This is a genomic window from Stenotrophomonas maltophilia (assembly GCF_047497515.2).
Classification (GTDB): Bacteria; Pseudomonadota; Gammaproteobacteria; order Xanthomonadales; family Xanthomonadaceae; genus Stenotrophomonas.
Window position 1 is genome coordinate 176835 of record NZ_JAXAXL020000005.1, and the last position, 25054, is coordinate 201888.

The 25054-nt window shown below is 68.3% G+C and carries 24 protein-coding genes; 4 read left to right on the top strand and 20 right to left on the bottom strand.

Translation table 11 applies throughout. The annotated features are described in order from the left end of the window. The first annotated feature begins 12 nt into the window (after positions 1–12). Positions 13–900: a hypothetical protein gene (locus tag ACMZPQ_RS10505; RefSeq protein ID WP_197580499.1), complete on the top strand. Its 888-nt coding sequence runs from the start codon at positions 13–15 to the stop codon at positions 898–900. Positions 901–983: 83 nt separating this feature from the next. Here the strand turns inward: ACMZPQ_RS10505 and ACMZPQ_RS10510 are convergent, their stop codons facing one another. From ACMZPQ_RS10510 to glnA, 11 genes are all read right to left on the bottom strand, one after another. Then, positions 984–1610, bottom strand: a complete 627-nt coding sequence (locus ACMZPQ_RS10510) for a superoxide dismutase family protein (protein WP_197580498.1) — start codon at positions 1608–1610, stop codon at positions 984–986. 31 nt (positions 1611–1641) lie between these two features. Then, positions 1642–2211 (bottom strand): superoxide dismutase family protein, encoded by a 570-nt coding sequence (locus ACMZPQ_RS10515; RefSeq protein ID WP_197580497.1) that lies wholly within the window; start codon positions 2209–2211, stop codon positions 1642–1644. A 93-nt stretch (positions 2212–2304) separates the two neighbouring features. Then, positions 2305–3753: a nitrogen regulation protein NR(I) gene (gene ntrC, locus ACMZPQ_RS10520; protein ID WP_197580496.1), complete on the bottom strand. Its 1449-nt coding sequence runs from the start codon at positions 3751–3753 to the stop codon at positions 2305–2307. Next, entirely contained in the window at positions 3746–4807 is a 1062-nt protein-coding gene (locus tag ACMZPQ_RS10525; RefSeq protein WP_197580495.1) for an ATP-binding protein, read from the bottom strand. Before ACMZPQ_RS10525 ends, ntrC begins: the two co-directional genes overlap by 8 nt. A gap of 76 nt (positions 4808–4883) precedes the next feature. Then, positions 4884–6929, bottom strand: a complete 2046-nt coding sequence (locus tag ACMZPQ_RS10530; protein ID WP_197580494.1) for a TonB-dependent receptor domain-containing protein — start codon at positions 6927–6929, stop codon at positions 4884–4886. A 138-nt stretch (positions 6930–7067) separates the two neighbouring features. Continuing rightward, positions 7068–7361 (bottom strand): hypothetical protein, encoded by a 294-nt coding sequence (locus tag ACMZPQ_RS10535; protein ID WP_197580493.1) that lies wholly within the window; start codon positions 7359–7361, stop codon positions 7068–7070. 108 nt (positions 7362–7469) lie between these two features. Next, on the bottom strand, positions 7470–8636 hold the full coding sequence (gene mltA, locus ACMZPQ_RS10540) for an MltA domain-containing protein (protein WP_197580492.1): 1167 nt from the start codon (positions 8634–8636) through the stop codon (positions 7470–7472). A gap of 67 nt (positions 8637–8703) precedes the next feature. Continuing rightward, on the bottom strand, positions 8704–9450 hold the full coding sequence (locus ACMZPQ_RS10545) for an N-acetylmuramoyl-L-alanine amidase (RefSeq protein WP_197580491.1): 747 nt from the start codon (positions 9448–9450) through the stop codon (positions 8704–8706). A gap of 385 nt (positions 9451–9835) precedes the next feature. Beyond that, on the bottom strand, positions 9836–11263 hold the full coding sequence (locus tag ACMZPQ_RS10550) for an ammonium transporter (protein ID WP_197580490.1): 1428 nt from the start codon (positions 11261–11263) through the stop codon (positions 9836–9838). Positions 11264–11285: 22 nt separating this feature from the next. Next, on the bottom strand, positions 11286–11624 hold the full coding sequence (locus tag ACMZPQ_RS10555) for a P-II family nitrogen regulator (RefSeq protein ID WP_004134334.1): 339 nt from the start codon (positions 11622–11624) through the stop codon (positions 11286–11288). Positions 11625–11966: 342 nt separating this feature from the next. Continuing rightward, positions 11967–13376: a type I glutamate--ammonia ligase gene (glnA, locus tag ACMZPQ_RS10560; RefSeq protein ID WP_197580489.1), complete on the bottom strand. Its 1410-nt coding sequence runs from the start codon at positions 13374–13376 to the stop codon at positions 11967–11969. A 223-nt stretch (positions 13377–13599) separates the two neighbouring features. On the opposite strand from glnA, the gene ACMZPQ_RS10565 reads away from it, so the two are divergent. The 3 genes from ACMZPQ_RS10565 to ACMZPQ_RS10575 all read left to right on the top strand — a co-directional run bounded on the left by ACMZPQ_RS10565 (position 13600) and on the right by ACMZPQ_RS10575 (position 15923). Continuing rightward, the gene (locus ACMZPQ_RS10565) at positions 13600–14394 is read left to right on the top strand and encodes an undecaprenyl-diphosphate phosphatase (RefSeq protein WP_197580488.1); all 795 of its coding nucleotides are present in this window, start codon (positions 13600–13602) and stop codon (positions 14392–14394) included. Positions 14395–14467: 73 nt separating this feature from the next. Next, positions 14468–15292, top strand: coding sequence for an META domain-containing protein (locus ACMZPQ_RS10570; protein WP_197580487.1), 825 nt, complete (start codon positions 14468–14470; stop codon positions 15290–15292). Positions 15293–15458: 166 nt separating this feature from the next. Then, on the top strand, positions 15459–15923 hold the full coding sequence (locus ACMZPQ_RS10575; protein ID WP_197580486.1) for an META domain-containing protein: 465 nt from the start codon (positions 15459–15461) through the stop codon (positions 15921–15923). A 124-nt stretch (positions 15924–16047) separates the two neighbouring features. Here ACMZPQ_RS10575 and ACMZPQ_RS10580 read toward each other — a convergent pair whose 3' ends face one another. From ACMZPQ_RS10580 to ACMZPQ_RS10620, 9 genes are all read right to left on the bottom strand, one after another. After that, a complete protein-coding gene (locus ACMZPQ_RS10580) occupies positions 16048–16659 on the bottom strand; it encodes a YbhB/YbcL family Raf kinase inhibitor-like protein (protein ID WP_197580485.1) in 612 nt (203 codons plus the stop codon). Positions 16660–16669: 10 nt separating this feature from the next. Next, the gene (locus ACMZPQ_RS10585) at positions 16670–18739 is read right to left on the bottom strand and encodes a tetratricopeptide repeat protein (protein WP_197580484.1); all 2070 of its coding nucleotides are present in this window, start codon (positions 18737–18739) and stop codon (positions 16670–16672) included. 56 nt (positions 18740–18795) lie between these two features. Further along, a complete protein-coding gene (locus ACMZPQ_RS10590) occupies positions 18796–19785 on the bottom strand; it encodes a YheT family hydrolase (RefSeq protein WP_197580531.1) in 990 nt (329 codons plus the stop codon). A gap of 52 nt (positions 19786–19837) precedes the next feature. Further along, positions 19838–20629, bottom strand: coding sequence for a 1-acyl-sn-glycerol-3-phosphate acyltransferase (locus ACMZPQ_RS10595; RefSeq protein ID WP_197580483.1), 792 nt, complete (start codon positions 20627–20629; stop codon positions 19838–19840). A 120-nt stretch (positions 20630–20749) separates the two neighbouring features. Further along, entirely contained in the window at positions 20750–21184 is a 435-nt protein-coding gene (locus ACMZPQ_RS10600; RefSeq protein WP_197580482.1) for a hotdog fold thioesterase, read from the bottom strand. 10 nt (positions 21185–21194) lie between these two features. Continuing rightward, positions 21195–23246, bottom strand: a complete 2052-nt coding sequence (locus tag ACMZPQ_RS10605; protein WP_197580481.1) for a phospholipase D-like domain-containing protein — start codon at positions 23244–23246, stop codon at positions 21195–21197. Next, the gene (locus tag ACMZPQ_RS10610; RefSeq protein ID WP_197580480.1) at positions 23243–23860 is read right to left on the bottom strand and encodes a YceI family protein; all 618 of its coding nucleotides are present in this window, start codon (positions 23858–23860) and stop codon (positions 23243–23245) included. Before ACMZPQ_RS10610 ends, ACMZPQ_RS10605 begins: the two co-directional genes overlap by 4 nt. Before the next feature lie 4 nt (positions 23861–23864). After that, on the bottom strand, positions 23865–24341 hold the full coding sequence (locus ACMZPQ_RS10615; RefSeq protein WP_197580479.1) for a SixA phosphatase family protein: 477 nt from the start codon (positions 24339–24341) through the stop codon (positions 23865–23867). A gap of 48 nt (positions 24342–24389) precedes the next feature. After that, positions 24390–25019 (bottom strand): nucleotide-binding protein, encoded by a 630-nt coding sequence (locus ACMZPQ_RS10620; RefSeq protein ID WP_197580478.1) that lies wholly within the window; start codon positions 25017–25019, stop codon positions 24390–24392. Between the last annotated feature and the right edge of the window lie 35 nt (positions 25020–25054).

Genomic DNA, 25054 nt, shown 5'->3' on the forward strand with positions numbered 1-25054 from the left:
AACCGTGGAACCATGAGCAAACCCGACCCTGCGATGAATGCCCTTGGCGTGCTGGCCCTGGAACTGGCCGGCGGCGAAATCCCCCGCCAGGGGGTACTCAGCGCCGAACAGGCCGGTGAACTGGCCGAACGCGTCGGCCGCGACCTGTCCAAGCTGGTGCCGCAGGTGGCCGAGCTGGACCTGGTGTTCGCCGGCGCCCATTTCGACCCGGCCGAAGTGCTGCGCCCGGGCTGGCCGATCCATCGCCGCCTGGAAGAACTGCAGATGCGTGCGCCGGGCCGCAACCAGGGCCCGCGCCTGCTGGCGTTCGGCACCGATGCCAACGGCGACGTACCGCTGCCGTTCCAGGCCGATGCCAGCCTGGTGGGCGGTGGCCTGCGCGTGGTGCCGTTCCTGCTGACCGGCAGCGACGTGGCCACCACCAACGCAGTCGCCAATGCGCTGGAAGAAACGCTGCTGGCCAACGGCATGGCGCATGCCGACACCGCACTGATGGCGCAGAACACCTTCGGTGCGCGCATCGAGCACGCGCGCTATTTCACCGTGAACGACCTGGCCGCGATGATGTCGATGCAGTACGACAACCAGGGCCTGGCCGCGCTGTGGCCGCTGATCGAAACCGCGATCATGGCCCCGGGCGAGGACGAGTGGCTCAATGCCGCGCCCGAGCCGCTGCTGCGCTACACCCATGGCGAGGCACGCATGGCGCTGTTCGACCCGGCCGGCTGGTGCGCGCACTACGACCACGGCAAGAACGATTGTGACCGCCTGAAGGGCATCTACGAGCAGTTCCTGATGCGCCAGCGACAGATGGCCGCGGTGCTGGAAGCACACGGCGTGCCGGTGCTGTTCGTGCACTGCGAGGCCGGGCAGGACGCGCGCGAGCTGCTGGCGCGCTGATCCGGGGGGCCTGTTGGTAGTGCCGGCCGCTCAGGAAAAACGCCGGCAAACGCCGGCGTTTTCCATTTCCGGCAAGGCTGTCCTTACGGCGCCTTCTTGATCACCGCACACGCCAGGCGTGCACCGGCATTGCCGGTCGGCTGGGTCTTGTAGTCGTCCGCATCGGCGTGGACGATCAGGCCGCGGCCGATGATGTCGAAGTCATCACCCTTGCCGATGTTGACGTTGCTCGACACCGGGCCGTCGACGGTGGCCACGCCCTTGTCGTCGGCCTTGATGTTGGGCATGTCGCCGCCGTGGTGCGGATCGGTGGCCACATTGCCGTGATCCTGGTGGCCCGGGTTGAAGTGGCCGCCGGCGCTCATGCCATCCGGCGCGCTGCAGTCGCCCTTCTCATGGATATGGAAGCCGTGCTCGCTGCCCGGCTTCAGGCCGGTGATCTGGCCGGTCACGTGGACCTTGCCGTCGACCACCTTGAAAGTGACGCTGCCCTTGGCCTCGTTGCCCTGGGTCGGTGCCAGTTCAGCGGTGGCCGAGGCCTCGGCCGCGGGTGCAGCTGCCGGTGCCGGGGTGGCCGCCGGTTCGGTGGTAGCGCCCTCGGCCGGAGCGGCCGGCGGGGTTTCAGCCTGCGGCGCGGCGGGCTGCTGGCCGCAGGCCGCCAGGCCCAGCGCGGTGATGGCGGCGAACAGCGAAGTGTGGATCAGACGCATGCAATCTCTCCCTGGATGAAGCCTGCAGTGATCAGCGGACAACCCGGATCACGCCACAGGCAATGCGGACGCCGGCATTGCCGGCGGGCTGGCTGCGATAGTCGTCGGCGTTGGCATGCACGACCAGTGCACGTCCGGCGATATCGGTGGCGGCGCCTCCGCCAAGGGTAACGCCCTTGAGGTGGATATCGACGTTGGCGCGGCCCTGGGCGTCGGCACGCAGGTTATCCATGTCGCCCAGATGGTGCTTGCCGGTGCCGGCGCGGCCATGCGCGGCGCCACCGGGGTTGAAGTGGTTGCCGGCGCTGCTCGCATCCACGGCACTGCAGTCGCCGCGCTCGTGGATGTGGAAACCGGCCTGCTGCATCGGCTGCAGGCCACCGATCAGGCCAGTGATGTGGATGCCACCGGGCTCCACCATCAGCGCGATGCGGCCACTGACGATGCTGGCCGAGGCCGGCGACAGATTGGCCTCGGCCTGCTTGGCGGCGCTGACCACGTTCGGCGGCGGCGGCGTGGGTTCGGCCTTCTTGGGTGAGCTGCCACAGGCAGACAGCAGCACGGCGGCGGACAACGGCAGGATGGCAAAGGACAGGCGCATCGAAGACTCCTTGCAGATAACACTAAGGACGGCATCGTCCATGACGGATCAACAGTTCGGCAAGCGCGCGCGAGGGCCGCGTGCAGGGCACGTTCAATGCCCCCCGCGGCGGCGACCGGCGCCCAGCTTGCGGGTCAGCGTATTGCGACCCAGGCCCAGGCGGGCAGCGGCTTCGGCGCGGCGGCCATGGGTGATCTGCAGGGCGGCCTCCAGCAGCGCATGGTCGACCCGCTCGCGTACCTGCGCATGCAGCCCTTCCACGCCTTCGGCCAGCTGACGGCGCGCCCATTCGGCCAGCAGCGTTTCCCACTGCCCCGGATCGGCCGCGCTGGCGCTGCTGCGGCGGCCCCGCGTGCGGTTGAGTGCAGTATCGACGTCGGCCACGCCGATGGTGTCGGCAGCGGCCAGCGCGGCCATCCGCCAGCACACGTTCTCCAGCTCGCGCACGTTGCCCGGCCAATCGTGCTCGCGCAGCGCCTGCAGCGCGGCGGCGGTGAGCCGCTTCGGCGGCGTATCCAGCTTGCGCGCGGCCGCAGCCAGGAAGGTGCTGGCCAGCTGCGCGATGTCCTCGCGGCGTTCGCGCAACGGCGGCAGCTGCAGGCGTACCACGTCCAGGCGATGCAGCAGGTCGGCGCGGAACTTCCCCTGCGCGACCAGGCCTTCCAGATCCTGGTGGGTGGCGGCGACCACGCGTACATCGACGCGGATCAGCTCGCGGCCACCGACGCGGAAGAACTCGCCCTGGGCCAGCACCCGCAGCAGCCGGGTCTGCAACGGCAGCGGCATGTCACCGATCTCGTCGAGGAACAGCGTGCCGCCGTTGGCCTGCTCGAAGCGACCGATGTGGCGGCGCTGCGCACCGGTGAAGGCGCCGGCTTCGTGGCCGAACAACTCGCTTTCCAGCAGTTCGGCCGGAATCGCGGCGGTATTGAGCGCGACGAACGGCCCGTGCGCACGCGGCGACTCGCGATGCAGTGCATTGGCCACCAGCTCCTTGCCGGTGCCGGTTTCGCCGGTGATCAGCACCGCCAGCGGAGCCTGTGCCAGGCGACCGATGGCGCGGAACAGCGCGCGCATCGGCGGGGTATCGCCCACCAGTTGCGGCGGCTGGTCGCTCGGGGTTTCGGCCGCGGACGTGGGCGCTGCCATGGCCGGTGCCACCGCCGGTAGCACGCGCTGCGCCAGCGCCACCGCATCATCCAGGTCGAATGGCTTGGACAGGAATTCATGCGCGCCACCACGGAACGCACCAGCGGTGCTGGCCACATCGGTGTAGGCCGACATCACCACCACCGGCAGCTGCGGCAGCGCGGCCTTGAGCTTGTCCAGCAGCACCAGGCCGTCGTCGCCCGGCATGCGCACGTCGGTGAACAGCAGCGCCGGCGGCGGACCCTCGCCCAGCGCCTGCAACGCCGGGGCGGCGCTGTCGAAATCAACGACCTGGTAGCCCGCTTCGCGCAGCGCGGTGCACAGCACGAAGCGCACGGCGCGGTCATCGTCGACCACCCAGATGCGCTGCGCGGCGGTGGAACGTTCAGACATCGCGCGAGGCCTCCTCGGCCGGGGCGGCGCCGCTGGCGATCGGCAGCAGCAGGGTGAATACGGTATGGCCCGGACGCGAGCGATAGGTCAGCGTGCCGCGATGCTCGCGCGCCACCTGCTGGGCCAGCGCCAGGCCCAGGCCAGTGCCTTCGGCGCGGCCACTGACCAGCGGCAGGAACAGGTGTTCGGCCAGTTCCTCCGGCACGCCCCGGCCGTCGTCGGCGATTTCCAGGCGCAGTGCCAGCGTATGCAACTGTTCGGCAACACGCACGCCATGCTCCACCCGCGTGCGCAGGGTGATGTTGCCAGCACCGGCCTGGATCGCATTGCGCACCAGGTTCCACACTGCCTGGGTCAGGCGGTCGGCGTCGCCGTGGAATTCGGGAATGCTCGGGTCGTAGTCGCGCTGCAGGCGTACCGCCCAGCCGGCCTCGTTCTCGGCCAGGCGCAGCACGCGTTCCAGCGCAGCATGGATGTTCAGTTCGGCATGCGGTGCGGCCGGGGCCGGCGACAGCAGCTGATCGAGCAGGCCGTTGAGGCGCTCGATCTCCGAGCCGATCAGCTCGATCAGTTCACGTTCGCTGGCATCGCGCTGGGCCGCGCGGCGGGCCAGCAGCTGGGCCGCGCCCTTCAGGCCCGCCAGTGGGTTGCGCAGCTCATGGGCCAGCCCCTTCAGCGCCGCGCTGAGCGCGCTGGGCAGGGCCTGGGTGGGGTCCAACCCGGGGAATTCATCGACCGGATGCGCCTCCAGCAGCCAGCCGCCATCATCGCGGCGGCTCATCCAGCCCTCGGCGAAGCGCGGCGCCTCACCGGGCACCGCCAGCGCCAGCCGGTGCAGGCGCAGGCTGTCGCGCTCATCGCGGGCCAGGAAATGGGCCAGTGCCTCGCCCTGCACTTCCAGCGCGGCCAGCGGCCGACCCAGCAGGCGCCGCGCACTGACGCCCAGCCAGCGGGCGAAGGCCGGATTGCAGCCAGCAATGCAGCCATCGGCGCCGGCCCAGGCCAGCGGCGTGCCCAAGGCATCGAGGGACGGCGGGGGTGCGGGGTCGGACATTGCACCAATGTAGTGCAAAACGGGGGGTTGGGGTCAGAGCCCTTTCCTTGCGGAAAGGGCTCTGACCCCACGGCAGCTACAGCTTCATGTTCAGGCCGACGAACACGCTGCGGCCCGGGGCGGGCGAGAACATCGGGCGGGCGCTGTCCCAGAAGAAGCTGTCGTACCAGGCATAGGCGTACTCGCGGCCGGTGACGTTCTTCAGCTGCAGGTCCACGCTCCAACGCGGGTTGATCTGGTACGCGGCGCTGAGGTCGAGCACGGCGAAGCCACCGAACTTGCCGGCCTCGTTGCGCTCTTCCAGGTAGTAATCGCCCTGCGCACGCGCCTGCAGGCCTAGGCGCAACGCATCACTGGCGCGATAGTCCACGCCCAGGTTGCTGATGTGGCGCGGGGTGGCCGCCACTTCCCTGCCCTGCAGCGAAATGCTGGCGTCGCGGTCGTCGCGGGTGATCTTCGCTTCCTGGTAGGCGTGCGAGCCCCACACCGTCCAGTCATCGCCCAGCTGCAGGCTCAGCTGCGCATCCACGCCGCGGCGGCGGGTCTTGCCCAGGGTGACCGTGGTGCCGGTGGCCGGCATGTTCGACACCTCGTTTTCCGCGTCCTGCTGCCACACCGCCAGGCGCGCCTGGCTGCCATGGAACGGCTGGAACTTCAGGCCCAGCTCCATGCCGGTGTTGGTGGACGGCTGCATCGGCGCCTGCCCCGGGGTGAGGTAGGCCGGCGCGGTGGAGCCGGTGAGCACCTGGAAGGTGCGGCCCCAGTTGGCGTAGACGTGGGTGGTGTCGCCCAGGCTGTGGATGACGCTCAGCTTCGGCTGGCCGATGGTGCCGTAGTCCTGCAGGCGGCCGCTGACGCCGTTCATCAGGTGCGTGCTGCCACTGAAGCGGTCGATACGGTAAGCCGGCACGATCTTCCACGCCTCGGCGGGCTGGTAGATGGCCTGCACGTAGGCGCCCCAGTTGTCGAAGCTGTGGCGGTCGTCGTTCTGCACGCGCGCCGGTGCCTGGCTGAAATCGGTGGGTTCGGCGTAGGCGTAGCGCTCGCGGAGGTAGCCGTTGTCCTGCTGCTCGTAATTGAGGCCGCCTTCGACGGTAAGCGCGGGGCTGGCCTGCCACGTGAGCGTGCTGAGCAGGCCGGCCTGGCGTTCATCCCAGACGCGACGCTGGCGCGGCAGGTTGCCGGTGGGAAGGTCGCTGAAGGTCACGCGGCGGTCGTCTTCATAGCGGTTGTAGTACAGCCGCGTGCCGAAGGTGAGCGCGTCGGACAGCTTCAGGTCGACGTGCGCGGCGATCTGCCGCATGTCGCGGTCATCGCCATCGTTGCCGTTGCGCAGGTCGCTGCCACGGCGATGCGCGTGCAGTTCGTCAGCGGTCATGAAACCGGGTTCGTCGGCTTCGTGGTGGTACGCGCGCGCGGTCAGGCCCACGCGCAGGCCGTCGTCCAGCGAGCCGTAGAACCATTTGCCGCCCAGCGAGTACTTCTTCGAGGTGTCGTGGTCGCGGTAGCCATCGCTGGCCTGGGTGCCGACGAAGTAGTTCTGCGCGAAGCCATCCGCTTCGCGGCCCACCGCCAGCTGCGCGTCGCGGGTGTTGTAGCTGCCGTAGGCCAGCCGCGCATCGGTGTAGTTGCCGCCCTGGCGCGTACCGAAGTTCACGTTGCCACCGATGTTGTGCAGGCCGTAGCGCGGATCGTTGGTCCCGCGCACCACTTCGATGTAGCTGATTTCCAGCGGGAACAGCATGTCGATGAAGCGTTGGTTGCCGCTGTTGACGTTGCTGGGGATGCCGTCGATGAGGGTCTTGATGGCGTTGAGGTAGCCCTCGCCGTTGAAGGCACGGAAGCTGACCTTGCCCGATTCGGCACCCTGCCGCGTTTCGGTGAGCTGGATGCCGGGCATCTGCCCCAGCAGCTCCCAGCTGTGCGAGACATTGCGGTCTTCGATCTGGTCCGCGCCCAGCACGTCCACCGAGGTCAGGACCTGGTGGGCGCTCAACGGGCCTTCGCCATGCTGGTGCACCTGCACCTTGCCGAGGGTGAGCGCGGCATCGGCCGACTGTGCGAAGGCTTCAGGGGCGAACGGGGCGGTCGCGAGGGCGGCAACCAGCGTGGAGATCTTCATGGGGGATGGAAGGACGCGGATGAAATGTAATTATATAACATTGCATGCACGAGACCCGTAGAGTCGAGTTTGCTCGACTGCTCCTGGCAAACAGCAGTCGAGCAAGCTCGACTCTACAAAAGCGGGGTGGAGCTGTGTTTACACCGGGTAGCCGGTGGCTTCCCGGGCCTTCTTCCAGGCGCTTTCGAATTCGCGCGCGGTGATCTCGTCGTCCTCGTCGAAATCGAGGAACGACACCGGCTGGTCAGCCAGCAGGAAGCGGTCATCGCTGTGGGCATGCTCATCGGCCCAGACCATCTTGGTGCCGTAGATTTCCACCTGGCGCACGATCTTCTCGCCACGCGCTTCCATCAGCACGTTGCCTTTGCCCACGCCCGATTCGGCCCAGTGCTTGTAATACTTCTTGGCGGTATTGTTCTTGATGTTCTTCATTGCAGGGGTCCTGGCCGCGGCGGCGGCCGGAGAGTTCGGAATGGCGCCATTATCAGACATTTGGGGTCATAGCCCTTTGCCGCGCAAAGGGATCTGACCCCAGCCGACCTACTGCGGCAACGCCACGCCCTTCGGCCACAGCATCCAGATGTTGCCCTTCTGCTTCATGTCACCGGCCAGCTTGCCGGCAGCATCGCCGCTGCCCCAGTACAGGTCCGCGCGCACTTCACCGGCAATGGCGCCGCCGGTGTCCTGTGCAGCCACCGGGCGCACCACGGGCGTGCCGTCCGGGCGGGTGGTGGACAGCCACAGCAGGCTGCCCAGCGGCACCACGGTGCGGTCCACGGCCACGCTGTAGCCGGCGGTGAGCGGCACGTTCAGCGAGCCACGCGGTCCTTCCGGGCTGTCGGGGTTGCGCACGAAGAACACGTAGCTGGGATTGCTGCGCAGCAGTTCCGGCACGCGCGCGGGATTGGCCCGGGCCCAGGCACGGATCGCGTCCATGGTGACGTCTTCCTTCTTCAGCTGGCCCTGGTCGACCAGCCAGCGCCCGATCGCACGGTAGGGATGACCATTCTGCTCGGCGTAGGCCAACCGCACCTGCGTGCCGTCAGCCAGGCGCACCCGGCCGGAGCCCTGGATCTGCAGCAGCTGCAGGTCCATCGGGTCGGTCAGCCAGGCCAAGACTGGCGCCTTGGCCCCTTTGCTGGCAATCGTGCCGGCGTCGTCGTACGGCTTGAGCACCTTGCCCTCAACGCGACCACGCAGGCGCTTGCCCTTCAGTTCCGGGTAGACGCTGTCCAGCTGCACCACGATCAGATCATCCGGCGTGCCGTACACAGGCACCGTGGCAGTGGCCGTGCGGGTGAGGCTGCCGGGGTAGATCGGTTCGTAGTAGCCGGTGATCAGGCCATCGGCCTGGTGGCCCCCGGCGCGCAGCGCGTAGACATCGAGGTCGCGCTGCAGGAACTGGCGGATCGCGGCCGGGTCCTTGTCTGAAACCGCCGCTGCGGTGGCGCAGGGTTTTGACCAGACCGCATCGTTCTTCAGGCGGGTGCAGCTGCTGCGCCAGGCAACGAAGCCGGCCTGCAGATCGCTGTCGGAGACCGGCGGCAGCGCGCTCCATACCGCCTTGGCATAGGTGGCCGCAGGCGGGGTGGGCGGCGTTGGGGCGTCGGAGACCGTGCGGGGAGCGGTGGTGGAGCAGCCGGCGAGCACGGCCGCGGCCAACAGGACACAGTGCTTGCGCTTGAAGAAGGTGGCGGAATCGATCATGCCGCCATGGTGGCGGGCCGGCCGCTGGGCGGCAACCCAGCGCGGGGTCAAGTGTTCATGCGCCGGGTCACGGCGTCTGCAGCAGCAGCGAATGCAGGATGCGGGCGTCTTCGGCATCCAGCGTCTTCGGCAGGTCGTCGCGGCCACGGAAGCGGCGGTGGAAGGCGGCGACGGTGGCGTCACGGTTGTCCAGCGGATAGCCGAAGCGGGCCAGCGCATTCCACGCGTCGAAGCCTTCCGGTGCGGCACCGTCGGCCGCGCGCGGCCAGACACCGAAACCGGCCTCGGCCAGCTGCTGCCAGGGGAAGAAGCGGCTCGGATCCTGCTTGCGCGTCGGCGCCAGGTCGGCATGGCCGATCACCTGACGCGGCGGAATGTTCAGGCGAGTGGTGAGATCGCGCAGCAGCACGATCAGCGATTCGATCTGTGCTGCACTGAACGGGCTGCGGCCATCGTTGTCGAGCTCAATGCCAATCGAGGCTGAGTTGAGATCGGTGATGGTGCCCCAGCGCCCGGCCCCTGCATGCCAGGCGCGGCGCTCATCGGCCACCAGCTGGTAGCGATGGCCATCGGCGCCGATCAGGTAATGCGCGCTGACCGGCCCGCCGCTGTTGGCGGTACGCAGCGTATGCAGGCTCTGCTGCACCGATTTCTGCTCGGTGTGGTGGATGACGATGATGACCGGCGTGCGCGCATTCTGGTTGGGCGATGGCACCCAGGTGGCAAGCGGGTTGTGGGTTTCCTGCGGCGTGGAGGCGCAGGCGGCCAGCAGCAGGCAGGCCGAGAGCATCAGGGGCGTGCGGATCGGGTGCATGGCCGGATTGTGCGCGATCAGGCGCGATGATGCATGCAGCCGTGCCGAGCAAGCTTGGGACCTACCAGAGAGGATGCGGTAGATCCACGCCGTGCGTGGATGGGCTACCCGCTGTGCCGACCAACGGTCGGCACCCACCAGAGCAGGAGCAGTGCCAGGCAAGCCTGGCTCCCACCAGAGCAGCCCCAGACCCTGTGCCAATCAAACTCGGAACCCACCAGAAAGGATGCGGTAGATCCACGCCGTGCGTGGATGGGCTATCGGCCGTGCCAAGCAAGCTTGGCACCCACCAGAGCAGGAGCAGTGCCAGGCAAGCCTGGCACCCACCAGAGCAGTGGAAGTGCCGGCCAACGGTCGGCACCCACCACGTCAGTGCACCGCTACCTCAGGCCTCGTAGGCCGATTCACCATGCGATGTGACATCCAGGCCGGTGCGCTCCGCTTCTTCGGTCACGCGCAGGCCGACCACGCTGCGCACCACCAGCAGGATCAGCGTGGTCACCACCGCCGACCAGACCACGGTAAGGCCGACGCTGACCACCTGCACCCACACCTGATGGGCAATATCCAGATCGGCCTTGGTGCCGCCCAGCGATTGCGCGCTGAACACGCCGGTGAGTATCGCGCCGACGATGCCGCCGACGCCGTGTACGCCGAACACGTCGGCGGTGTCATCTACCTTCAGCAGGCGCTTCAGGCCAGTGACACCCCACACGCAGACCACGCCGGCGACGAAACCGATCACGATCGCGCCAAGCGGACCGACGGTGCCGCACGCCGGGGTGATACCCACCAGGCCGGCCACCGCACCCGAGGCGGCGCCCAGTGCCGACGGCTTGCCCTTGCCGATGGCTTCCACCAGCGTCCAGCCCAACACGGCAGCGGCGGTGGCCAGCACGGTGTTGAGGAAGGCCAGCGAGGCGACGGTGTCGGCGGCAGCCGCGGAGCCGGCGTTGAAGCCGAACCAGCCCACCCACAGCAGCATCGCGCCGATATAGGTGAACGGCACGTTGTGCGGCTTCAATGCGGTCTGGCCATAGCCCAGGCGCTTGCCGACGAACCACGCAGCGACCAGGCCGGCCACACCGGCATTGATGTGGACCACGGTGCCACCGGCGAAATCGATCGCGCCCAGTTCACCGAGGTAGCCGCCACCCCACACGATGTGCGCCATCGGGATGTAGCTGAGGGTGAACCACAGCGCCGAGAACAGCAGCACCGCGCGGAACTTGATGCGCTCGGCGAAGGCACCGACGATCAGCGCGGTGGTGATGCCGGCGAACGTCGACTGGAAGGCCACGAACAGATAGTCCGGCAGGCCCTTGATCGGCGTGTTGCCGACCGAGTCGGGGGTGAAGCCCTTGAGGAAGGCGAATTCGGTGAACGAGCCGAAGAACGGATTGCCGGCACTGAACACCGCGCTGTAGCCATACGCCACCCACAGCAGCAGCACCAGCGAGAACACCACCAGGATCTGGCTGAGGATCGACAGCACGTTCTTCGAACGCACCAGGCCGCCATAGAACAGCGCCAGCCCGGGTACCACCATCAGCAGCACCAGCAGGGTGGAAGTGAGCATCCAGGCCACGTCGCCGTGGTCGAAGGCCGGCGCGGCAGCTTCGGCGGCGACCGGTGCCGCAGCCACCGGGTCCTGAAGCGGCTCGACCGCCACGCTTTCGCTGGGCAGCGGCGAGACCTGGGCCTGGGCATGGGCGTTGCCCGGCCAGGCCCCGGCCGCCAGCGCGCTGAGCAGCATCAACAGGCACACGATATGGAAGCGGGCTTGCCACCCGGTGAGAAGGCGCATCTTCATGGGGGAATCTCCGGAAGGGGGATTACAGCGCGTCGGCACCGATCTCGCCGGTGCGGATGCGGATGACCTGTTCGACGGCGGTGACGAAGATCTTGCCGTCACCGATCTTGCCGGTGCCTGCCGACGACTGGATCGCCTCGATCACCGCATCGGCACGCTCGTCGGTGACCACGGTTTCGATCTTGATCTTGGGCAGGAAGTCGACGACGTACTCGGCGCCGCGATACAGCTCGGTGTGGCCCTTCTGGCGGCCGAAGCCTTTCACTTCGGTCACGGTGATGCCCGACACGCCTGCGTCGGAGAGGGCCTCGCGGACCTCGTCGAGCTTGAACGGCCGGATGATGGCGGAGATCAGTTTCATGCGCATGTCCCGAGGGTGGATGGGGCCAGCGCGCCAGCGCGCGTTGGCTTCAGGCAACCACGGGCCATCAGGGTGATGGCCGTGGCTGTTGCACCGGACACGTACAGGGCCGGGACGGCCGTGCCTCTCTCCTTGCACGACCGACGCGGGAGGGAGGGCGGCCCTGGTCGCGTATCCGGTCTCTCTTGCCCCTGTTTCAGCGGACTGACAGTCCGCTCTACCACAGCGGGCCAGCGGCCCGCTCTACCACGGCGGGCCGGGCCCGCCGCGCGGCTCCCCAGCCGCGAAAACGGAGGCGATGGCGGCGGGTGGGAGGGGGAAGCCCACCGCCATCGCATCCGGTCAGCTGGCGTAGTACAGCTGGTATTCCAGCGGGTGGGTGGCCGCGCGGAACTTGGTCACTTCCTGCATCTTCAGCGCGATGTAGCCGTCGATGAAGTCATCGCTCATCACGCCGCCGGCCTTGAGGAACTCGCGGTCCTTGTCCAGCGCTTCCAGTGCCTGGTCCAGCGAGGAACAGACCTGCGGGATCAGCTTCTCTTCTTCCGGCGGCAGGTCGTACAGGTCCTTGTCGCTCGGCGCGCCCGGGTCGATCTGGTTCTTGATGCCGTCCAGGCCGGCCATCATCAGCGCGGTGAAGGTGAGGTAGCCGGACTGGATCGGGTCCGGGAAGCGCATTTCGATGCGGCGCGCCTTCGGGTTGGACACCCACGGAATGCGGCACGAGGCCGAACGGTTACGCGCCGAGTAGGCCAGCATCACCGGCGCTTCGTAGCCCGGCACCAGGCGCTTGTAGCTGTTGGTGCCCGAGTTGGCGAAGGCGTTGATGGCCTTGGCGTGCTTGAAGATGCCGCCGATGTACCACAGCGCCAGCTGGCTCAGGCCGCCGTAGCCGTCGCCGGAGAACAGGTTGGCGCCGCCCTTGGACAGCGACTGGTGCACGTGCATGCCGCTGCCGTTGTCGCCGACGATCGGCTTGGGCATGAAGGTGACGGTCTTGCCGTTGCGGTGCGCGACGTTCTTGATCACGTACTTCATGCGCAGCAGTTCGTCGGCCTTCTGCACCAGGGTGCTGAACTTGGTGCCGATCTCGCACTGGCCGGCGGTGGCCACTTCGTGGTGCTGCACTTCCACTTCGATGCCGACCTGTTCCAGCGTCTTGCACATTTCAGCGCGCAGGTCGTGCAGGGTGTCGGTCGGCGGCACCGGGAAGTAACCGCCCTTCACGCCCGGGCGGTAGCCGCTGTTGGCGCCGTCGTACTTGGCGCCGCTGTTCCACGCCGCTTCTTCCGAATCGACCTGGAAGAAGGTGTGGCCCATTTCATTGGCGAAGCGGACCGAATCGAAGATGAAGAATTCCGGCTCCGGGCCGAAGAACGCGGTTTCGGCGATGCCGGAGGACTTCAGGTAGGCCTCGGCACGCTTGGCGATGCCGCGCGGGCAGCGGCCGTACGGCTGCATGGTGGCCGGGTCGAGGATGTCGCAGCTGATCACGATGGTCGGATCGGCGTAGAACGGATCGACGTACGCGCTGGCCGGGTCCGGCAGCAGCACCATGTCCGACTCGTTGATGCCCTTCCAGCCGGCGATCGAGCTGCCATCGAACATCTTGCCTTCTTCGAACAGCGACGGCTCGACGATGCTGATCGGGAAGGTCACGTGCTGCTCGACACCACGCATGTCGACAAAGCGCAGATCGACGAATTCGATCTGGTTGTCCTTGATCAGCTTCTCAACGTTTTCCACGGACATCGGTACGACCTCGGATGGGGATGAATGCCTGCTGAGGTACAGCAATGACCGTGCCAACTTTTCGCCGATCGCAAGTGATTGATTTCAAAAAGGCTGCCCCCGGCCGGTGCGCAGCCTCGCGCACCAATCGGGTGCATGCGTCACCAGACGCACCCGTTTGGTGCAGCACGGATCGTCTATCCTCTCGACCTTCTTCCTTCCGCCGCGCGTGCACGCACCGTCCATGTCCGACCTGCTCTCCGCCCTGCTGCTGGGCATCCTCGAAGGCCTCACCGAATTCCTGCCGATCTCCAGCACCGGCCACCTGCTCATCGCCCAGCACTGGCTGGGTGCCCGTTCGGACTTCTTCAACATCGTCATCCAGGCCGGCGCGATCGTGGCCGTGGTGCTGGTGTTCCGCCAGCGCCTGCTGCAGCTGGCCACCGGCTTCAACCAGCGCGAGAACCGCGAGTACGTGTTCAAGCTGGGCGCCGCCTTCCTGGTCACCGCCGTGGTCGGCCTGGTGGTGCGCAAGGCGGGCTGGTCGCTGCCGGAAACCGTGACCCCGGTGGCCTGGGCGCTGATCATCGGCGGCGTCTGGATGCTGCTGGTGGAGGCCTACACCGCGCGCCTGCCCGACCGCGACCAGGTGACCTGGACGGTGGCGATCGGCGTGGGCCTGGCGCAGGTGGTGGCCGGTGTGTTCCCGGGCACTTCGCGTTCGGCCTCGGCGATCTTCCTGGCCATGCTGCTGGGCCTGAGCCGCCGCGCAGCCGCCGCCGAATTCGTGTTCCTGGTCGGCATTCCCACCATGTTCGCCGCCAGCGCCTACACGTTCCTGGAAATGGCCAAGGACGGGAAGCTGGGCAGCGAGAACTGGACCGACGTGGGCGTGGCGTTCCTTGCCGCAGCCGTCACCGGCTTCGTCGTAGTGAAGTGGCTGATGGGCTACATCAAGTCGCACAAGTTCACCGCCTTCGCGGTTTACCGCATCGCGCTGGGCGCCGCGCTGCTGCTGTGGTTGCCGTCCGGCAGCTGAACAGTGCCGGGGCGCGGCAACCCCGTCGCCGGCCCCACCCCGTTTCCCCCACGGTTCCCCAAGGAGAATCACCATGAACCGCAAGCTCACCCTGCTCCTCCCGCTGGCCCTGATGGCCGCCTGCAGCCAGACCCCGGCCCCGGCCGGCACCGGCGGCGACGACGTGGCCCCGGCCGCAGCGAAGGCGGCGGACCAGCAGACGCTGGCGCACCTGGATGCGCAGCGCCTGCAGAGCCAGCACTGGCTGCTGCAGCAGGCCACCGGCGCCGACGGCAAGCGCATCGATGCGCTGTTCGCCCGCGAAGACAAGCCGGTCACCCTGGACTTCGCTGATGGCCGCCTGTCGGTCAGCAACGCCTGCAACCACATGGGCGGCAGCTACACCCTGGCCGATGGCAAGCTGACCGTGGGCGCCATGGCGTCGACCATGATGGCCTGCACCGACAAGGCGCTGATGGCGCTGGACGAGGCCGTGTCGAGCCGCCTGCAGGGCGAACTGAAGGCCACGCAGGATGCCGACGGCAAGCTGACCCTGACCACCGCCAAGGGCGACGTGCTGGTGTTCAACCCGGAACCGACCGCTGAAACCCGCTACGGCGGCGCCGGCGAAACCGTGTTCCTGGAAGTGGCGGCCAAGACCGAGAAGTGCTCGCACCCGCTGATCCCGGACTACCAGTGCCTGCAGGTGCGCGAGGTGAAGTTCGACGACAAGGGCCTGAAGCAGGGCGAGCCGGGCAAGTTCGAGAACTTCTACGGCAACATCGAGGGTTACACCCACGAAAACGGCGTGCGCAACGTGGTGCGCGTGAAGCGCTACGAAGTGAAGAACCCGCCGGCCGATGCGCCGTCGCAGGCGTACGTGCTGGACATGGTGGTCGAGTCGGCCATCGAGAAGTGATGTAGAGCCGACCGTTGGTCGGCTGGCTCTTGAAGGGCGGCCGAGAGGCCGCCCTTCTTCGTGGTGGGTAGAGCCGGCCGCTGGCCGGCTGCCCTGCGCGGCACCGCCAACACACGGATGGTGCCGGCCAGCGGCCGGCACTACCCGGATGCATCGGGAGATCGGCATGAAGCACGTCCCCGCCCTCATCGCTGCTGCGCTGCTGGCCATGTCCGCGGATGCGGCCGTTGCCAGCACGCCCGGCAGCGATCAGCTCGAAGCACACCTGTGGCAACTGGCGCGCGCCACGGATGCGCAGGGCCGGCGCGTCGATGCCTTGTTCGTCCGTGGCCACGCGCCCTATACGCTGCGCTTCCGGTCCGGTTTCATGAGCGAGTTGAACCTGTGCAACCAGGTCAGCAACGCGTACCGGCTGCAGGGCAACCTGCTGATCCTGCGCAACGGCGTGCAGACCGCGGCCCAGTGCATCGACCCGAGGATGACCGTGCAGCAGGAACGCGCGGGAATGCTGATGCGCGGTGGACATTCGGCACCGACGCTTGCGTTGGATGACCACGGCGCCCTGGTGCTGCGCAATGCGCAGGGCGACACCGCAGTGTTCGAACCGGTGGCGCTGCAAGCGGATGAATGAAAAGGGCGGCCGGCTGGCCGCCCTTCTCGTCTGGGGTAGAGCCGGCCGCTGGCCGGCTGCCATGAGCGAATGCGGCAACACACGGACGTTGCCGGCCAGCGGCCGGCTCTACCCAGTGTGCCGCTCAGCCCAGCGCCGGGTTCAGCGTGTAGGTGCCGTGCAGCGCGGCTTCGGCCAGCACGTGGCCGTGCATGGCCCGATACGCGTCGGCGGCGGTGAAGCGCTGCGGCAGCTCCAGCGTGGCCACGTCCAGCGCGAACACGCGGAAGAAGTAGCGGTGCACGCGCTCGTCGTTGAACGGCGGGTACGGGCCGTCGTAGCCCAGGTAATCGCCGGCCATGTCCGGGTTGCCGGCGAACCAGCCGGTGAAGTCATTCAGGCCCTGGCGGCTGCCGGCCGGGCCAGCCGGTGCGGGCTTGCCCTTGACCACGAAGCCATCGCTGCAGCTGCCCGCGGCAATCTCCTGCACCGTGGCCGGGATGTCGGCCATCACCCAGTGCACGAAGTCGCACCGCGGCTGGTCGCGCGGCACGCTCATGTCGCTGCGGCCGACCGTCTCCGGCACGGTCGGCACGTCCGGGTCCACGCACACCAGCAGGAACGAACGGGTGCCGGCCGGCGCCCCGCTCCAGGCCAGGTGTGGGTTGCGGTCAGGCGCGAAGCCGTTGGCATCGCCGGCGGCGAACGCACGGTCGATCGGCGCGCCAGGGGTCAGGCTGTTGCTGCTCAGCTGCATGGGACTCTCCTCACTCTCCCGGGTAACCCAGGCGCACCGCAACCGGGGTGAGCTGGGCGAAGGCGGCGCTCATCACGTCGCGGTAGTTGCGCCAGTGGCCCGGCGGCAGGCGCGGTGCACCCAGCTGCGCGGCCGGCGGCATCGGCCGCTCGAACAGGCGGCCCAGCAGTTCGGCCATCGCGCGCGGATCGTTGCCGATCTGGTCGATGCGCAGCAGCACGTGCGGGTACAGGTCATCCTCGTGCAGCGTGGCGATCTGGGTCAGCGCGCGCGTCAGCCACTCACTGGCTTCGGCCAGCGAGGTCATCGCCAGCGGCGCGGCGGCACCGTAGGCCACCCAGTCCAGCAGCATGTCGCGCGGGTCACGCAGCACCAGCAGCAGGCGGCCCTGCGGCAGCTGCGGGCGCAGCGACCACAGCAGGGCGTTGTCCCACCACAGCAGCCAGTCGATCACGGTGTCGCTCTGCAGGCCACGGGCCGGCAACTGCTCGCGCCAACGCTGCACCAGCCGTTCCGGGGTCAGCACGCCCGACGCCAGGTCCTGCAACGTGTGGTAGTTCTGGAAGGCATCATCGGGCGGGGTGTCGGTGTAGCGGTCGCTGCGCAGCACCGGGCTGGCGGCGGCCAGGCCGGTCGCCACGCGCTCCACGCCCGAACCCGGCGGGCCCCACAGGAAGATCGGCGCGGAGCTGGTATCGCCCTCCAGGCTGCCCTTGTCCGGCCAGCTTGGCGGCGATTTGGCCTGCGGCGGCAACGGCAGGCGCTGCGGAGCCTGGTCGGCCTGCAGCGACATCCAGGTGCGCAGGGCCTCCTGCGGCTGGCCGGCACGGTCCTGGATTTCACCCAGCCAGGTGCGCAGGTCGGCGCGATGGCCTTCCGGTGCCAGCTCGATCAGCGCCTGCACGCGCGCTACGGCCGCAGCCGGATCGCGCTGCAGCAGGCCCTCGACCAGGCGTGTTTCACCACTGACGCGGCCCGGCTCCAGGCTGACGATGCGCTCGGCGACCGCTTCGGCCTGTGCGTGTTCGCCCACCATGTCGTGCAGGCGCAGGCGCGCCTCCAGGGGCGGCAGATGCGCCGGCATCGCCGCCATCCAGCGTTCGACCGTGGCCACTGCACTTTCACTGCCAACCTGCTCGATGGCCAGGCGCGCCAGCCATACGTCGTGCAGCTGGTCCTGGGTTTCCAGCACCGCATCCAGGCGCGCACGGGCTTCGTCTTCGCGGCCCAGGCGCTGCCACGACATCAGCAGCAGCTGCAGCACCTGGCGGTCGTCCGGCTGCGTTTCCAGCAGCGGCAGCAGGTAATCCAGCGCCTGCAGCGGCTGGCCATTGCGCAGTGACAGCTCACCGGCCAGGCGGCGCATCGACGGCACGTCCATCTCCGGCTGCTGCAGGGCTACCTGCATCGCTTCGGCGGCGGCCGCCACGTTGTCCTGGCGCAGCGCCAGCTGCACCACCAGGCCGTGCAGCGAGGACAGCGACGGGTTCAGTTCGAGCACGCGGCGGAACGACTGCTCGGCGAACGCCAGCATGTCCTTGCCCAGATAGGCGAAGCCGAGCGCGTACAGCACGCGGGGGTCGTCCGGCAGCGCCTTGCTGGCGGCCGACAGCAGCGCCAGCGCGCGGTCGGCATCGCCGCGGCGCAGGGCGACCATGCCGTCGATGGTCAGCAGTTCCGGATGGTCCGGCTCCACGCGCGCGGCCAGCGTCGACACGCGCTGCGCTTCGTCGAAGTCGTTGCGGCCGATCGCCAGGTGCGCCTGCATCAGGTAGGCGGAGAAAGAATTCGGATCGAGGCCGGTGGTCCGCACCAGGGCGTCGTCGGCCCCTTCGAACTGGCGCAGCGCCAGCAACAGGCCCGCGTGCTGCAGGTGCAGCTGGGCATCGTCCGGGGCCAGCCGCAGCGCCTGCTGCAGGGCGTCCATCGCGTCCTCGGCCTTGCCCTGCTGCTGCAGCGCAAGCGCCAGCCAGCGGTGGGCATCGGCCAGGCCGGGTTCGTCATGGGTCCACGCCTGGGCCAGCTGCACGGCCTGGTCGGCCTGGTTCTGGCGCAACGCCTGGATGATCTGGTCTTGCATGGCAGTCCGGTTCAAGTGCAAACCCGCATTGTAGCGGGCTGAAAGCCGGTGCCGGTTCAGGCCTGCAGAACCCGCCGCAGGCGCTGCGCCACCCAGCGTTCGGAGAAGCCGTCGCCCCGCCAGTTCTCGATGAAGCCGCAGTGGCCGCCCCAGCAGGCGGTTTCCAGGTGCGCCTGGCGCGGCAGCTGCCAGTTGCTGAAGGTCGCATACGGAATCACCGGGTCATCCTGTGCCATCAGGATGTCGGCCGGTACCTGCAGGTTGGACAGGCGGTCGCCGGCAATCGAGTAACCATCGAAATAGGCCTGCAGCGAGCCGAAGCTGGTGTGGCGCTCGACCAGCCAGGCGGTCAGCGCGCGGATGTCCAGCTTCAGCACGCGGTCGTCGCAGTCGCTCAGCTCGGGGAACAGGTCGCGCTTGCGGCGCAGCGAGCCGGCCCATTTGCGGCGGAAGTACCAGTCGTACATCGCCGGGCCGTTCTCGATGCTCTCCATGGTCAGCGCCGGGTCCAGCACCGGGCAGACCGAGGCCACGCGCTGCAGTGGCACGCCGGCGGCCGGTGCGCGCAGGGCCAGGCGCAGCACGAAGTTGCCGCCCAGCGAGTAGCCGGCGGCCACCAGCGGCAGCTGCGGCCAACGCTGGGCGATATCGCCCGCGGCGTGCACCACTTCGTCGATCAGGTTGGAGTGGAAGATGCCGCGATTGAGATGATGGGTGTTGCCGTGGTCGCGGAAGTTCAGCCGCACCACGTCGAAGCCCTGCTCCAGCATGCGCGCGGCGGCCATGCGCATGTAGCTCGATTCGGAACTGCCTTCCCAGCCATGCAGCAGCAGCGCCATGCCCTGCGGTTCGCGGCCTTCGACATGGCTGTACCAGCCCTGCAGGCGCACGCCGTCGCCACCGTCGAGGATCAGTTCCTCGCTGACCGCACCCGTGGCCGCCAGCAACAGCAGGCCGCGCTGCAGGCGCATGCGGCTGGAGCTGAGCATCGACTGCAGATGCGGGTTGCGCAGCCAGCGCGGCGGCTGATAGTCAGCCGCATGCAACGTCGGCGTGCCGGCGTCCAGGACAGGTGGCGGGATCAGGGCCACCGTGCGCTCACCCGGTGCTCATGGCCGCCACGATGCGCGCGCGCGAAGTTTCCGCGATGCGCCGACGGCCTTCCAGGTCCTGCGCACCGATCGGTGCCAGGAAGTGCACTTCCGCACGTCGCGCCGGCTCACCGAGCAGGCGCAGGAAATTGGCGAAGAAACTCTCGCCCGGGCCGAACGCGACAATGGTCTGCGCATCGCCCTTCTCGCCGTACACCAGTGCCACCGGCTGCACCGGCACGCCGGTTTCAACGGCGGCCTGGAAGATGCGGGCATGGAACGGGCCCACTTCGTGGCCGCCGCGGGTGCGGCCTTCCGGGAACACGCCCACGGCCTTGCCGTCGCGCAGGCGATCGGCCATCACCTGCATCACGCCACCGAGCGATTCGGTGTTGCCACGCTGGTGGAAAATGGTCTGGCCGCGCGCGGCCAGCCAACCGACCAGTGGCCAGCTGGCGATCTCGCGCTTGGCGACGAAGCCCATCATGCGCTGGCTGTGCAGGATGCAGATATCAACCCAGCTGACGTGGTTGGCCACGAACAGCACGGCGCCGGGCAGCGGCCTGCCGATCTGCGCCAGGCGGAAGCCGAAGATCCACATCAGCCCGCCCTGCCACCAGTTGACCACCTTGGCGCCAAAGGTGGCCTCGCCCACGCGCAGTTCGCCCCACGGCGGAAGCATGCCGATCAGGATCAGCGGCAGGAACACGGTGATGTGGACCAACAGCAGCGGTACGCGGTACAGGTAACGGCACACACGCGCCACGCCGCCACGGGGGGCCGGAGTGGGGGAAGTCATCCGCGCACGATACCGGAGGGCCGTCATCGCTGCCAGCCGATTTAGGCCATAACGCCCATCGACAGGGGCAATCGGCGGGGAACGCTGGGTTCTGAAGCCGTCGACCTGCCCGCGCGGGGCTCAGCCGTGGCCGGCGGCCACCACCGCCAGGGTGAGCCGCGAGATGCACACCAGGCGGCCCTGTTCGTCCTCGATGCGGATTTCCCACAGCTGGGTGCTGCGGCCCACGTGCAGCGCGCGGGCGGTGCCGATGACCGTGCCCGAGCGCACTGCACGCACGTGGTTGGCGTTGATCTCCAGGCCCACGCAGATCTGCTTGGCAGTATCCACGCACAGGTTGCCGGCACTGCTGCCCAGGGTCTCGGCCAGCACCACCGAGGCGCCGCCGTGGAGGATGCCGTAGGGCTGGCGGGTACGCTCGTCCACCGGCATCGTGGCCTGCAGCCAGTCCTCGCCGGCGGCGCTGAAGACGATGCCCAGGGAATGGATGGCCGTGTTGTGGCTGAGCGCGTTGAGCTGCTCGATGGAAACGGCTTGGCGGAACACCTGGGTCATGCGGGCACCTTCAGAGGATGGGAACGAGGCCGGCGCCGAATGCAGTCAGCATGCGCACCAGCAGCCACTTCGGGCCGACGTTGACTTCCGGGAAGTCGCCGACGGCGACGTAGCAGGTGTGGAACGCCGGGTCCTGCCGCGGCAGCGGCTGCGGGCAGTCCGGGCCGGGCTTGAACTCGTAGTCGGTGGCGTAGCGCCACGGCCAGAAATCGAGGATCGGCAGCGCTTCGGAGGCTTTGCCAACGCTGTAGTTCAGCCCCGACAGCACCGGCGGCTTGGCCCGCGGCGCCACCGTCCAGGAGTTCTGCGGGTGGGTGTCACGGAGGATGCTCTCGGCCAGCTGCTCGGCAAAGACCGGGTCGTCGATGATCACCGCGCCTTCGGTGTTGTAGTTCTCGCTGCGCGGATCGAAGTTGTGGGTGCCGACCACGCCGATGCGGCGGTCGACCACCAGCGACTTGGCATGCAGGCCCATGCGCGCGCCCTTGCGGGTGACCGGCAACGGCTTGTTGACCGCCTTGCTGCCGAGGAACGAGGGCCGTGTCTCGGTACGCAGCAGGCGCGTTTCCACTTCGCTGCCGGCGGCGCGGCGGCGCGCACGCGCGTTGTCGTAGGCACCGTCGCTGTGGCGATGGTTCAGCGAGCCCTGGGGGCTGCCCGCGCTGGAGCCGCTGCCACCGCTGCCGCGTGCGTTGCTGCCGGCCGCACTGCCACCGATCCAGGAACTGCGGTCGCCGCCGCTGTCGCCTTCGGGGGGCGCGATCGGGTCGGGCAGCAGGTTGCGGTAATCGACCGGCGCATCCAGCGGGAACGGCTTGTATTCAAAGATGTTGAAGCCCAGTTCGCGCATGTTGCGCCGCTTGTACTTGTAGGACAGCGCATACACGATCGGATTGTCGGTGGCCGCCAGGCTGTTGCTGGACACCACCACGCGTGGCGGCTGCGGCCGCTTGCGCAGCTCGCGGAACAGCGCCTGCGCCGGCTTGGACAGCACCAGGTACGGCGTCTGCAGGATCACTTCCTTCTGTGCACTGGCAATCAGCGCATCCAGCTGCGGCTCGGTCACGTGCTGGCCGGCCAGTGGTGCATCGGCCTGCTCACGGCGGTGCTTGCGCGGCAGGTCGGCCACGTAGCGCACCGAGGCTACCGGCAACGCGGTATCGACGAAGGAACGGGTGACGAAGTCCATGTCGTTGGCTTCGGCGCTGACCCGCTGCACCCTTTCCGGGCGGCGGAAGCTGGCCGGCGGCAGGATCGGCACGCCCTCGCGCAACAGCGTGCGGCCCACGTCGTTCAGGCGCTCGGCCGGCACGCTGCGGTGGGCACGCCAGAACGCATCGAAGTTGGCCGCCATCGCGCGTGCTTCCGGGCCGGCGATCAGCACGTCACGGTCGCGGAAGTTGTACTCGCGGTCCCAGTCGTAATAGTCGTCCTGGTAGTTGCGGCCACCGACCACGCCGATCGCATCGTCGATCACCAGCAGCTTGTTGTGCATGCGCTGGTTGAACCGGCGGAAGCAGCACAGCACGCTGCCGGCGTAGTCGAAGTAGTTCAGCCGGGCCTTGCCGAAGGTCGGGTTGTAGACCCGCAGCTGGAAATTCTGGTGGGCCCCGGACAGGGCGCCGAGGATCTGCAGGTCGGAGATCGCCGAGAGCTGGTCGATCAGCAGCCGCACCTTCACCCCGCGCCGCGAGGCGGCCAGCAGCTCGTCGATGACCAGCCGCGCGCTGTCGTCCTTGTCGAAGATGTAGGTCTGCAGGTCGATGCTGCGGGTGGCGCTGCGCAGCAGGTTCAGGCGTGCGACCAGGGCACCCTCGCCCTCGTCGAGCAGGGTGGCGTAATGCCGCGGCCGCTCCGGGGTGGATTCGGTGAATGCGCGGCCGGCCAGCGCCCGCAACGGCGAGTCCTGCGCGCAACGGTCGGCGCGCTGGCAGTCAACCTCGGTCGAACGCGCCTGCACGGCGATCGCTTCGGCACGGTCGCGCTCGGCATGGGAGAGCGATGCACAACCGCTGCCCAGCAACACGGTTGCCAGCGCCAGTACGCGCAGCAGGAGATTCACGGTTTCGGCGCCTCACTCAGGCGCGCACGCAGTACGAAGGTCACTCGATCACTCAAGGCAAGCTGCCAGCTGTCCATGCCATACCGGCCCCGCTGTACGGTACCGCGGCTGACGACGTCGCAATCATAGCCGGGTCGGGCGCAGTCCGCCTTCTCGACCTTCAGCAGTTCGGGGTGGCTGATCCCGCGCAGCGTCAGCCGGCCATTGATGTCGCCGCCGTTTTCCACGGTTTCCGGCCAGTACGGCAACGAGTCGAACTCGACCACCGGATGGCGGCCTGCGTCAAAGAACTCTTCGCCGCGCATCCAGCCGGTGTAGCGCGACTTGCCGGGAATCTCGACCGAACGGGTGAACATCTTCAGGTGCACCTGGTGGCGGCCATCGGAGAGGACTTCGATGCGGCCCTCGAAATGCGGGAACACCCCTTCGATGCGCTGGCCGAAGCGGGTGCGTACCTCGAAACCGATCTGCGAGCGCTGGGTATCCAGGCGAAGTACCCGGTGCGCTTCGGCAACCACCGGTGGCAAGGTGGTCGGCGTGGGCACGGTGGCCCAGGCCGGGCCGATCGCCAGCAGCGCGGGCAGCAGGAAGCGGCTGCGCCGCGCCAGGCTCATCGGATCACGGCCACCAGAACGCGTTCAGGCTGGCCACGCCCGGCTCGATCGCGGCCTCGCGCGGGAACCCGAGCACGGCGATGCCGGCCGGCGGCATGCCGCGGTAGTCGCTGCTGGTGCCCTCGGTCATCAGCGCCACCAGGCGCTCCAGGCCGGGGTTGTGGCCGACGACCAGCACGCGGTCGAGATCGCGGCGGTCATCCACCAGCGCCGCCAGGGTGCCGGGGGTGGCCTCGTAGATACGGTCTTCCAGGCGCTTTTCCACGTAACCGATGGTGCCCAGCACGGCTTCCAGGGTTTCGCGGGTGCGCCGCGCCGGCGAGCACAGCACGCAATCCGGCAGCAGGTTGTTTTCCTTCAGCCACCTGCCGGCGGCTTCGGCTTCGGCCAGCCCCACCGGCGACAACGGCCGGTCGAGGTCGGCCTGGCCGGGGGTGGCCGGTTCGGCATGGGCATGGCGCAGCAGGATCAGTTCACGCATCGCGGTTTTCCATGGAGAGAGGGTGCAACAGGCAGAGTGATGCACGCGTCACAGCTTCAGCCAGGACAGCAGGGGTTCCCAGTCGGCCTGGTGCTCGCGCACCTGCGCCGAGCGGTAGTCGAACAGGCTGCGGCCCAGGCCGGTCATCACCACGTAGCTCTGGCTGTCACGCAGCTGCGCGACTACCGGGTAGGGCCACTCGGCCAGCATCTGCAGCGCCTGCTGCGAGGTCTGGGTCCAGGGCTTGGTGCGGTTCAGGACCAGCCCCACCGGCAGCTTGCGGCTGTGGACCCGCGGGTTCTGGGCCAGGCTGTTGAGGAAGCCGACGATGGCTTCGATATCCAGCGCCGAGGGCAGCACCGGCACCACCACCGCGTCGGCGGCATCGAGGAAATGGGGGATATCGTCGGCCAACGCGCCGGCCGGTGCGTCGATGATGACGGTCTGGGTGCCGTCGGGCAGCTTCTGTGCCCACTGCTTCTTCCGATACACATCGATGGGGAGCACCGCGCTTTCCAGCCCGGCACGGCGTTGTGCCCAGCGGGTGCTGGAGCCCTGCGGGTCGGCATCGGCGATCACCGTGGCCTTGCCCTGCAATGCCGCGTACGCGGCCAGGTGGGTGGCGATGGTGGTTTTGCCCACCCCGCCCTTGGAACCGGCCACCAGGATCGTCTTCATGCCAGCCTCGCTTCCGGGTACGTGCCCCGAGCGTA